Source organism: Pseudoalteromonas sp. SWYJZ12, assembly GCF_015864395.1.
Lineage (GTDB): Bacteria > Pseudomonadota > Gammaproteobacteria > Enterobacterales > Alteromonadaceae > Pseudoalteromonas > Pseudoalteromonas arctica.
In genome coordinates this window covers 521,835-532,392 of record NZ_JADYXH010000001.1, presented here as the reverse complement: position 1 = coordinate 532,392, position 10,558 = coordinate 521,835, and the positions used below count along the sequence as shown (strand labels likewise).

Annotated in this window: 9 protein-coding genes; 3 read left to right on the top strand and 6 right to left on the bottom strand. The window is 40.2% G+C overall.

Annotation, left to right across the window (positions count from 1 at the left end; translation table 11 throughout):
* Nucleotides 1–390 precede the first annotated feature (390 nt).
* The 5 genes from I6F42_RS02285 to I6F42_RS02265 all read right to left on the bottom strand — a co-directional run bounded on the left by I6F42_RS02285 (nt 391) and on the right by I6F42_RS02265 (nt 4,228).
* Nucleotides 391–1,050, bottom strand: a complete 660-nt coding sequence (locus tag I6F42_RS02285; RefSeq protein ID WP_165724950.1) for a DsbA family oxidoreductase — start codon at nt 1,048–1,050, stop codon at nt 391–393.
* A gap of 120 nt (nt 1,051–1,170) precedes the next feature.
* Complete coding sequence (locus I6F42_RS02280; RefSeq protein ID WP_197150630.1) at nt 1,171–2,391, bottom strand: Xaa-Pro peptidase family protein; 1,221 nt, start codon at nt 2,389–2,391, stop codon at nt 1,171–1,173.
* Nucleotides 2,392–2,492: 101 nt separating this feature from the next.
* Nucleotides 2,493–3,101, bottom strand: coding sequence for a flavin reductase family protein (locus tag I6F42_RS02275; protein ID WP_197150628.1), 609 nt, complete (start codon nt 3,099–3,101; stop codon nt 2,493–2,495).
* A gap of 9 nt (nt 3,102–3,110) precedes the next feature.
* A complete protein-coding gene (locus I6F42_RS02270) occupies nt 3,111–3,833 on the bottom strand; it encodes an SDR family NAD(P)-dependent oxidoreductase (protein WP_197150626.1) in 723 nt (240 codons plus the stop codon).
* On the bottom strand, nt 3,830–4,228 hold the full coding sequence (locus I6F42_RS02265; protein ID WP_010553974.1) for a thiol-disulfide oxidoreductase DCC family protein: 399 nt from the start codon (nt 4,226–4,228) through the stop codon (nt 3,830–3,832). The genes I6F42_RS02270 and I6F42_RS02265 overlap by 4 nt, the downstream gene beginning before the upstream one ends.
* 120 nt (nt 4,229–4,348) lie before the next feature.
* On the opposite strand from I6F42_RS02265, the gene ppc reads away from it, so the two are divergent.
* Nucleotides 4,349–6,994, top strand: a complete 2,646-nt coding sequence (gene ppc / locus I6F42_RS02260) for a phosphoenolpyruvate carboxylase (protein WP_010553973.1) — start codon at nt 4,349–4,351, stop codon at nt 6,992–6,994.
* Between the two features lie 159 nt (nt 6,995–7,153).
* Nucleotides 7,154–8,080 carry a cytidine deaminase gene (gene cdd, locus I6F42_RS02255; protein ID WP_197150608.1) on the top strand — a complete coding sequence of 309 codons (927 nt, stop codon included), beginning with the start codon at nt 7,154–7,156 and terminating at the stop codon, nt 8,078–8,080.
* A gap of 68 nt (nt 8,081–8,148) precedes the next feature.
* Here cdd and udp read toward each other — a convergent pair whose 3' ends face one another.
* Complete coding sequence (gene udp, locus I6F42_RS02250; RefSeq protein ID WP_007582384.1) at nt 8,149–8,904, bottom strand: uridine phosphorylase; 756 nt, start codon at nt 8,902–8,904, stop codon at nt 8,149–8,151.
* Between the two features lie 454 nt (nt 8,905–9,358).
* Here udp and I6F42_RS02245 point away from each other — a divergent pair, with 454 nt between their 5' ends.
* A complete protein-coding gene (locus tag I6F42_RS02245) occupies nt 9,359–10,468 on the top strand; it encodes an arginase family protein (protein WP_007582386.1) in 1,110 nt (369 codons plus the stop codon).
* The last annotated feature ends 90 nt before the right edge of the window (nt 10,469–10,558 follow it).

The following is a 10,558-nucleotide window of genomic DNA, read 5'->3' as shown; positions in this document are numbered from 1 at the left end:
TGTGAAGAATCAAACTGAATATCAGCCCCAAGCTATTTAAAGAAAGCTTGAGGCTGGTTAGAAGAGATGGTATCTACGTGTTTAACTTAAATTTTTACGCAGACGAAAATAGCGTTGCCTGAGCGTTCTGCTCATCAGCTGAAATTAGTTGACCACTACAGATACCCATCCTAATTTTTATACAGTGAAGTTCATTTACGAGAATCCAAGAGGCTGTGTTAGAGATAAATCGCTTGTGATGTTACGAATAATCACACGCATTCAGTGCTGTATGTTGACGATAAAATATCTAACAAGTTTATAGTAAGATAATTCTTGTTCGCTTACTTATACGTAATAAAAAAAGCTGCATTGCGCAGCCTTTTGAAGTGTTAAACAACAATTTACTTGTTAAGCGTCTTGCTTGGCTTCTTCTTCACTAATTTGTTTTAGTGCTTGAATGAATGAGTCGCTTGGTTGTCCGCCAGTAAGTGCATATTTATCGTTTATGATAAACGTAGGTACTGAAGTAATACCCATCTGTTTAAAGTTGTCTTGCTCTTGGCGTACGTCTTGTACGTATTTGTCTGAATGTAGAATACCGCGCGCAGTTTCTTTATCAAGACCCACTTTTTCAACAACGTCGAGCAACGCTTCTTCTTGATTTAAGTATTTTAAATCTGTGAAGTGCGCTTCAAAAAAGGCGAGTTTAAGCTGCGTTTGCTTACCTTCTTCACGTGCCCACATTAATAAACGATGCAAATCAAAGCTGTTGATCATGATACGTTTGCCATCAAAATTAAAGGTAAACCCAGCACGCTGACCGGCTTCGAACATGTTTTTACGATTTTCGTCGCCTTGTTCTTCACTTAGGTTGTACTTTTGCATTAAATGTTCGTTTAAGTCTTGACCTTCAATTGGCATATCTGGATTTAGTTCAAAAGGATGCCACGTAATATCTGCGCTCATTTCGTCTTTAAGTTGCTCTAGTGCAGTTTCTAGGTTTTTATAACCCACTACACACCAAGGGCACATTACGTCTGAAACGATATCAATTTTAAAGTTTTTCATATTTATCCTTTTGAGGATTGCTTATAACTAAGTATAAAAAAGGATATTGGGATTAATTTAGCTTTATCAATACCAAACTAAAAAGAGCAGCTAAACAGCTGCTCTTGAAGGTATTCAGTTTTAGGCGCTAAGCCCAAATGGGTCGTCAATGCTATAACTTGGTTGTGTAAACCAATGAGGGCCGTTGTCGGTCATGTAAAAATGATCTTCTAAACGCACGCCAAATTCATCGGGTATAACTAACATTGGCTCGTTACTAAAGCACATGCCAGGGGCAAGTGGGGTTTTATCACCGCCAACTAAGTATGGCCATTCGTGAATGTCTAGCCCAATGCCGTGACCCGTTCGATGCGGGCAACCCGGTGTTTGGTACTGCGGACCTAGCCCTTGCGCCGCTAAATAAGTACGTGCGCCCGCGTCTACGTCTTCGCAGGTAGCACCGATTTTAGCGGCATTAAACGCGGCCATTTGCGCTGCTTTTTCATGATCCCAAAACATCCGTTGGCGCATTGTAGGTTCGCCAAATACATAGGTACGGGTTATATCTGATAGGTAATCGTGTACTTTACAGCCGGTATCAATTAATACCATATCGCCTTTTTTAAGTACTTGGGCGTCTTTAACACCGTGCGGAAAAGACGTTGCAACACCAAATAAAACAATACAAAAATAGTTACCTGGCGCGCCTACTTTTTGATGTGCTTGCTTAATAAAGGCTTCTACTTCGGTGGTGGTTACTCCCTCATAAAGCATGCTTGCTGTGGCTTGATGTACGGCTAAGGTCATATCCATCGCGCGCTGCATTAAGCTAAGCTCGTGAATTGATTTATGCATACGGCAATGCGCCGTTACAGGTTGTGCGTTTATGAGTGTTAAACCCGTTTGCGCTTTATTAATGCCGTCGAATATAAAAAATTGTGCGCTTTCATCAATGCCAATGGTTGCGTTTTCATTAATATTTAACTTTTTTAGTACTTCGACAAAAAGTGCATAAGGATTTTCGTGTTCTTGCCACCCATGAATAGGCCCCTCTATTACTTTAAACCCGTTTAGTGAACCAATTTCGAAATAAGGCGCAATGTATTGTACTTCACCAAGGGCGGGTAATATTGCGCCAACCATGCGCTCGCTCGCGTACCATTTCATACCTGTAAAGTAGGTTAGGTTGGTGCCAGCGTTTAAATAAATTGCATCTATGTTGTTTGCAAGCATATAAGCTTGCGCTTTGGCTATGCGCTCTAAATGTTCGTCAGCTGCAATAGGGGTTAGCGTTTGCGTCATATTACTTAGGCTTGCCAACGCTTGCTCGCTTGATTGTGTACCTATGCCCGTAGTGGTCATGTTTTTCTCCTTGGATTTTTAGCTAGTGTGATTAATACCAAGGTAAAATTCAATGTTATGCGATAAGAGGCTATAAAATAATAACCTCTTAAATGGTCATATTACTTTTTAGCGTAAGGTAAACGCGTGAGTTTATTGCTTGTGTGGTAGCTATCAAGCCCGGTTACTGCGACTGTTTCTATTGCTTGTAAATCTAGGAAACCATCGCTTTGCAGCGCGGCTTTATCAACAAAAACATCCATAATTTCGCCAATAACGAGCTCAGTCCCATTGATGGCTAAATGTTGATTTTCTACAAATTTAACCGAGTACTTTAAGCGGCTTTCTTTTACAAAAGGGGCTGCAAAGTCGTTTAAGTATTCAGGTGTTAAGCCTGTAGCATCAAACTCAGACTTGTCTTTATCGTAACGGGCTGAAGTTTGATGAGCTTGTTTATAAATCGACTTATTCACTTGATTAATGGTGTAAGTGCCCGTTTGTAAAATATTTTCAAACGTATGACGCGGCACACTGTGAGGGCGCATAATCATTGCGACTAACGGTGGGTTAGCCCCAAGGTGAATAACCGAACTTACAATCGACAAGTTGGTATTGCCTAGTAAGTCTTGCGTGCCAATTAAATTAGCGCTTTTAAAACCCGAAAGAGAATTAATTAAATGTGTACGGGTATGTTTTTCAAGTGCGTCTATTTGCGCTTTAGTAAAATGCATTAAAAGTCCTTACCACGGTATTGTAGAGCCTTGCCAGTCTAAATAAGCAGGCTCACCGTTTAGTTTTAAATCAGGGTTATTGTTTGTTAATTCAAATAGTTGCTTGGCTACAAATTCAGGGGTAAATAATTTGCCTTCAGGTACATTCTTTTGAAAGGGCTTTGAAAGTGCTGTATCGGTAGTGCCAGGGTGAAACAGAATGAGTTTGGTATTTTTAGCACGACGAGCAAGCTCTATAGCGGCAGTTTTAAATAGCATGTTAAGCGCCGCTTTAGATGCGCGATAAGTATACCAACCGCCTAATTTATTGTCGTTAATGCTGCCCACACGCGCACTGAGTGCTGTAATAGTACACTGCGTTTTGTGGGTTAACAGCGGCAATACGCTCTGTAAGCAAAGTAGGGGAGTTAGGGTGTTTGAATTTAGAAGTTGGCTAAAATACTCAGCGTCTAAATCCTCCATCTTTTTTTCAGGCATATGGGTTTCGTTGTGCAGTGTACCATTGAATATAATAACTTGTTGTATATCGGCATTTTGCTCTTTTAGGTAATTAGTAACGCGCGCTAAACTTTGTTTTGTGTAGTCAGTATGCAGGTGGACAACACTTGAGCCAGACTCAATACTTTTTGAACTAATACAAACGATCTGATGAGTAGGCGTGTTTATTTGTAGATGTTCTATATATGCATTTGCTATGGCACTGCTTGCGCCGAATAAAACAATAGTTTTCATTTATCACCTTTTGCTTTTAGTCCACATTGGCCATTACTGCACTGAGTATTTGGCATTAAAAAGCGACTGATGGGGTGCCGATACTTAGCAAATAATAGGTATCCGCAGTCAGCGAAAAAGCGAATTATTGGCAAGCGAAAAATTTTCAACCAGCTATGTTTACCCACTATTTTCCATGCTTCGTAAGTTACATCAAGCCCATAAATCATTTCACCTGATTGCTTTTGAGCTTGCAGATAGTTCATTGCTTTGTCTTTATCAATATACGGGTAGCGCTCACTGAAGTCGCTCGCGTTAAGATCTTCAAGCGTAATTAAGTTTTTGTTATCAGCGTGTTTTAGTTGCTGCATTTCGGTGCTACAAAGAGGGCAGTTACCATCGTAAAAAATGATCATGTGAATGCTTTGTGATTATTTTATATATACTTTTTTACGACAAGACATTGCAAATGGATCTATTAAATATCTCTTCATGATGATATTAATAGTGTCCTACGAAAAAATGGAGACTGATAAATGAGTGAACAATACGCCGCCTTGCGAGGTAATGTAAATTTACTAGGGCAACTACTAGGACAAACAATCAAAGATGCCCAAGGTCAAGCGATTTTAGATAAAGTGGAAGAAATTCGTGCTTTATCAAAATCATCTCGCAGTGGTAACGAAGACGACAGACAAGCGCTTATAGATGTTTTACATGCGCTTAGTGATGAAGAGCTTTTACCGGTTGCCCGTTCATTTAATCATTTTTTAAACCTTGCTAATGTAGCAGAGCAATTTCATACCGTTTCGCGTTTTAATGACGTTGGCCTTGGTCAACAAAATCCTCTCACTCAAACATTAAAAACGTTAGCTACAAAAGCAGAACAAGGCCAGTTAGACAGTAATCATTTGGCCGAAACACTCTCAAAACTCCACATAAACTTAGTATTGACCGCTCACCCAACCGAGGTTACGCGCCGTACTATTATTAACAAACACGTTGAACTAAGTGATTGCTTAGCGTCATTAGAGCGAAAAGATAACTTAGTGCAAGAGCGGGACAATATTTTAAATCGTATTGAACAGCTGATTAGCCAAGCTTGGCATACCGACGATATTCGTCGCTCTCGCCCAACGCCAGTTGATGAAGCCAAATGGGGCTATGCAGTAATAGAAAATAGCCTTTGGCATGCGGTTCCGCGCTTTTTACGTGAATTTTCAGCCAATGTTAAAGACCAGTTGAGCTTAGAGTTACCAATAGATTACAGCCCAATCGAGTTTACATCGTGGATGGGTGGAGACCGTGATGGTAATCCATTTGTAACATCGCAGGTAACAAAAGAAGTGCTTGATCATGGTCGTTGGATGGCACTTAACTTATACATTCAAGACTTAAAAACGTTGTGCGCTGAACTCTCTATGTCAGATGCCAGTGATGAGCTTGTTGAGCTTGCAGGGCAAGAGTTTGAACCATATAGAGCGGTAATCAAAAAGCTTAAAAATCAGGTTGCGGAAACAGTGGCGCACTTAGGTGCTAAAATTAAAAATAAGCGCAGCGATTCACAAGATTTAATTACTAATATTAATCAGCTTAAGCACCCAGTTGAAGTGTGCTATCGCTCTTTATTAAAGTGTAATATGAAAGTAGTTGCGGATGGTTTATTACTTGATTTACTGCACCGTATAAATAGCTTTGGTTTGCGTTTAGCTAAACTTGATGTGCGCCAAGATTCGTCTCGCCACGGCGATGTGTTTTCAGAACTGACTCGTTATTTAGGTTTAGGCGACTACAACCAATGGCAAGAGCAAGACAAACAAGCATTTTTACTTGCAGAGCTTAACTCGCGCAGACCGCTTATTCCAAAACATTGGCAACCAAGCCCTGATGTACAAGAAGTACTTGATACCTTTGATGTAATTGCCAAGCAAGACGAAGCAACATTTGGTTTGTATATTATTTCGATGGCACGAACAGCGTCAGACATTTTAGCAGTACAACTATTGCTAAAAGAAAGCGGCTGTAGCTTTGATTTACCAGTAGCACCGTTGTTTGAAACACTCGACGATTTAAACGCAGGCAGTGATGTAATTACCACATTGCTTGATAATGTTTGGTATCGCGGGCACATTAAAAACACCCAAAATGTAATGATTGGTTACTCTGATTCTGCTAAAGATGCCGGCATGATGGCAGCAGGTTGGGCGCAGTACGAAGCAATGGATAAACTAGTGCAGCTTGCTGATGAGCGTGGTATTGAACTTGTTTTATTCCACGGACGTGGTGGTACAGTAGGACGTGGTGGTGCACCCGCTGCACAAGCGCTGCATTCACAACCGCCTGGCTCATTAAAAGGTGGCTTGCGTGTAACCGAGCAAGGCGAGATGATTCGCTTTAAATTTGGTTTACCCGATGTAGCACTGCAAAGCTTAAATATTTACGCAGGCGCAGTTCTGCAAAGTAACTTATTACCGCCACCAGAGCCAAAACCGCAGTGGCGCGAAGTAATGAAGCTAATAAGTGAGGAGTCATGTGAGCATTACCGTAATGTAGTTCGTCACGATGAAAACTTTGTACCTTACTTTAGAATGGCAACACCTGAGCTTGAGCTGTCTAAGTTACCGCTTGGCTCGCGTCCTGCAAAACGTAATCCTAATGGTGGCGTTGAAAGTCTACGTGCTATTCCATGGATTTTTGCGTGGAGCCAAAACCGTTTAATGCTTCCTGCATGGCTAGGTGCGTTAACAGGTTTAAAAGCTGCGCTTAATAAGTACGGCGCTGAAACCCTAAACGAAATGAGCTTACAGTGGCCGTTCTTTAGATCGCGCCTAGAAATGCTAGAAATGGTATTTAGTAAAGCCGATTGTTGGTTGAGTGAGCATTATGATAATGCGCTGGTGGAAGATATGTACAAACCACTGGGTGTAACACTTCGTAAAGAGCTTCAAGAAGCCATTAGCTTGGTGCAATCACTTAGCCCGCAAAAAAGCCTACTAGCCGAACAACCTTGGATTAAGGAGTCGATTAGTTTACGTAACCCGTACACCGATCCACTTAACTTACTACAGGTTGAGCTTTTACGCCGTGCTCGCTCAGAGGAAAAGCGCAACGAAGGTGACATTGATAATGCATTAATGATCACGATGACAGGTATTGCAGCAGGTATGCGTAATACCGGCTAACATATTATTTTGTTAGGTATACCAATTAATTATTTTGTTGGGTATATCAGTTAAAATTAAAGGGAGCACGCGATGTGCTCCCTTTTTTGCGTTAAATAGGCTGGTATTTAACATCCTAACCTTTTAAACTACTTAGCCATTGAATAATTAAAAAATGTTATGGCTTCAGCAACTTTTACTGTACAGCAAGATACAGCACTTACAAATTCTCACATCACATTAAACGTAGCGCAAACAGCGTCATTACGTAGTCAATTAAAATCACAACATGGCATATTAAATTCTAATAATATTAAAGCGTTATGCGCACAACTCAATGTGTCTGATGATGCATTATTACAAGGTTTAGTACCTTTGGCTTCTGAGTATGCTGTTGCGCCGATATCAGATTTTCATGTAGGCGCAATTGTTAAAGCACTTGATGAAAACGATGAGGTAAACTTTTACTTTGGTGCAAATGTAGAGTTTAATCATCAAGCATTGAGTTTAGTGGTTCATGCAGAGCAATCGGCTATAAATAACGCATGGTTAAACGGCGCTAAAAAAATAGTTAAAATAGCGATTAGCGATGCACCGTGTGGGTATTGTCGTCAGTTTATGAACGAACTCGCTGATGCGAAAGAGTTTGATATTTTATTGCCAGAGCAACACTTTAAATTGGCGGAATTACTGCCGCACTCGTTTGGGCCGACTGATTTAGGTAACGCGTTTAGCTTGTTTAATCCAGAGCCTCACCAGCAAGTATTTGCAAATGATCAACTAGATGAAAAACTAGCAAGTACAGCATTAAACGCATACGTACCCTATAGTAAAAACTTTAGTGCAGTAAAAATTAGTACATTTGAAAATAGTGATTTTTACGGAAGTTACGCAGAAAACGCAGCATACAGCCCAAGCTTGTCGCCACTACAAAGTGCACTTAGCCAATTATTTATCGCAGGGCTTAGCTTTAACGAAAGTACAGTAAAATCAATTACACTTTTAGAAACCGCAGGCCATGAAAACCAAGCGGGTGTAGCACGTGCTGTACTTGCAAGTTTTAAAAATCTACCGGCAATAGAAGTAATTAGCGCTCAGCTAAAATAACCTCTTAAAAACAATAAAGCACAGCCAGAGCTGTGCTTTATAATTTTATCTATTGAGTTTACTTGGTATTAATCAAGTAATACTTTAGCCGCTTCTAATACTACCGCTACAGATTTACGCTCAATTTCACCATGGTCAACATTTGGTATTTCTTGGCGAGTACGATTAACAAGTACGCCGGCAACACATGCTGCTTGTAAACCAAGGGCTGCACACATAGTAAATAATGTTGCTGATTCCATTTCGTAGTTCATCACGCCCAGTTTTTGCCACTCTTCGCAGCTACCTTGTAGTGATTTAGGAACGTAACCAGAATGCGTATCGTAACGCTCTTGTCCTGGATAAAATGTATCGCTTGATGCAGTAATACCAATATGAAAATCGATATTTAAGTTTTTACATGCTTGTACCATAGCTTGTGTTGCATAAAAGTCAGACACAGCAGGGTAGCTAAGAGGAGCAAAATGCTGGCTTGCACCGTCTAAACGTACAGACGCTTGGCTAATTAAAATTTCGCCTTCGTTGATATGTGGCTGAATCGCACCTGTTGTACCAATACGTAAAAATTTACGCACGCCAAGTTGTGCTAATTCTTCTACTGCAATCGACGTAGATGGACCACCAATACCCGTAGAACAAACAACCACCGAATGGCCGTTTAGTTGACCTAAGTAAACATGAAACTCACGAGTTTGAGCAAGGCAGGTTGGGTTGTCTAGGAATTGTGAAATGCGTGCAGCACGATCTGGATCGCCCGGTACAATCGCAAGTTTTGCACCTTTAAGATCGTCAATACATAGTCCTAAGTGAAATACCTTTTCCATAGCTAAGCCTTTTTATAATAAATTGTGTCAATCTAGCATCATTGCTAGAAACGTTTATCAAGTACAGGACGATTGTCCGTTTTATCTTAACTCCTCCAATTAAGTCTTAATAATTTTAAGAACTAATTTGATTTATTCATCAACTATGAATATTCAATCAAGTGCTTATACAAGTAGCTTTGTTGTGCTGTTGACATGTTCAAGCAGACATAATAAGTATCAACCAAGCGCGTAACTACAATTAAATAGTTTATGGTAAATATTCATTAATATTAAATTAATTCAATGGCTTAAATTTGTATTAAGCACGTAAAAGATAACGTGTTTATTTATATTAGGCACAGACTTATTTAGCAAAGTGGAATTTATTTGAAGTTTAGGCACTTTTGGTGATTTTGCATAACTAATCAAAAGTAATTAGCTACGTACAGAATAAAAATCGAAGGAGTTTATTATGAGCACACAATTTGAAGCATTTAAAAACAAAGTTGAGCACTGTTTGTGCGCACCTGGTGATGGCGTATACACAGTAAATACTGCAAAGGAGCGCAAAGCCGCACTGCGTAATAAACTTTATGGACAAACTGAAAACGTTGATAATTTGTGGCGCGAGTCTTTAAATGAATTACCAAATTCTCCACATAAAGCCGTTATGTTAGGTATTAGCTCAGACTGTGGCGGTGGTATTTTACGCGGTGCAAACTGGGGGCCACTGTTTGTGCGCTCAGCTTTAATTGATCAGCAACCGCAGTGTCATTCGTTTGATTTAGGCGATGTACGTGTAATCCCACATTTACTTCATGATAAATACCTAAATGATGCAACCATTTCTAATTGCCAAAAAGCCCTATACGGTAATGAAGATAACGACTATTACGTAAGTCCGTTATCAATCACTGAGGATGTATGCGACAGCTTTTACGCGACATTTAAAGATAAAGGGATATTTGGTATTGGTGGCGATCACTCAATTAGTTACCCACTTACCAAAGCGTACTTAAAAGCAAAACGTGAGCAAGGTAAGCGTACCGCTATTATTCACTTTGACGCGCATACCGATTTACTCGTTGAGCGCTTAGGCATAGATTTATGTTTTGGCTCGTGGTGTACACATATTTTAGAATTTTTACCAGCACCACATCATTTAATACAATTTGGTATACGCTCAAGTGGCAAGCCTAAAGCGCACTGGGAAAGTACCTTTGGCGTTAAGCAACATTGGGCACATGAAATCATTGAGCGCGGCGCAGCAGCGGTTGCTGCCGACGCTATTGCACAATTAAAAGCTGATAACGTTGATGAAGTATACGTAAGCTTTGATATTGATGCGCTTGATGCAGAGTTTGCATCTGCCACAGGCACGCCAGAACATAATGGTTTAACACCACAGCATGCGCTTGATATTTTATCAGCCATTGCGGATGAGTTTCCGATTACGGGTGCTGATATGATGGAAATAGCGCCATTTACCGACAGCTCTTTAGTTGGCCAATCAAGCTCTGAAACGACACTTAGAGAAGGCGCTAAAATTTCAGCCTTTTTAATTAGTGCGATGAACAAGTAAGCTGTATGAGCTATAAATACTAGCACTATCAGCGTATAAGTGTGCATTACATGACTAAAAACTAGCAGTTCATAAAGCCTCAGCTATATT

What these genes read in the sequence shown, in the direction of transcription:
- I6F42_RS02285 (WP_165724950.1), bottom strand. Translation starts at nt 1,050, where the DNA reads ATGAAAAACTTTAAAATTGATATCGTTTCAGACGTAATGTGCCCTTGG.
- I6F42_RS02280 (WP_197150630.1), bottom strand. Translation starts at nt 2,391, where the DNA reads ATGACCACTACGGGCATAGGTACACAATCAAGCGAGCAAGCGTTGGCA.
- I6F42_RS02275 (WP_197150628.1), bottom strand. Translation starts at nt 3,101, where the DNA reads ATGCATTTTACTAAAGCGCAAATAGACGCACTTGAAAAACATACCCGT.
- I6F42_RS02270 (WP_197150626.1), bottom strand. Translation starts at nt 3,833, where the DNA reads ATGAAAACTATTGTTTTATTCGGCGCAAGCAGTGCCATAGCAAATGCA.
- I6F42_RS02265 (WP_010553974.1), bottom strand. Translation starts at nt 4,228, where the DNA reads ATGATCATTTTTTACGATGGTAACTGCCCTCTTTGTAGCACCGAAATG.
- ppc (WP_010553973.1), top strand. Translation starts at nt 4,349, where the DNA reads ATGAGTGAACAATACGCCGCCTTGCGAGGTAATGTAAATTTACTAGGG.
- cdd (WP_197150608.1), top strand. Translation starts at nt 7,154, where the DNA reads ATGGCTTCAGCAACTTTTACTGTACAGCAAGATACAGCACTTACAAAT.
- udp (WP_007582384.1), bottom strand. Translation starts at nt 8,904, where the DNA reads ATGGAAAAGGTATTTCACTTAGGACTATGTATTGACGATCTTAAAGGT.
- I6F42_RS02245 (WP_007582386.1), top strand. Translation starts at nt 9,359, where the DNA reads ATGAGCACACAATTTGAAGCATTTAAAAACAAAGTTGAGCACTGTTTG.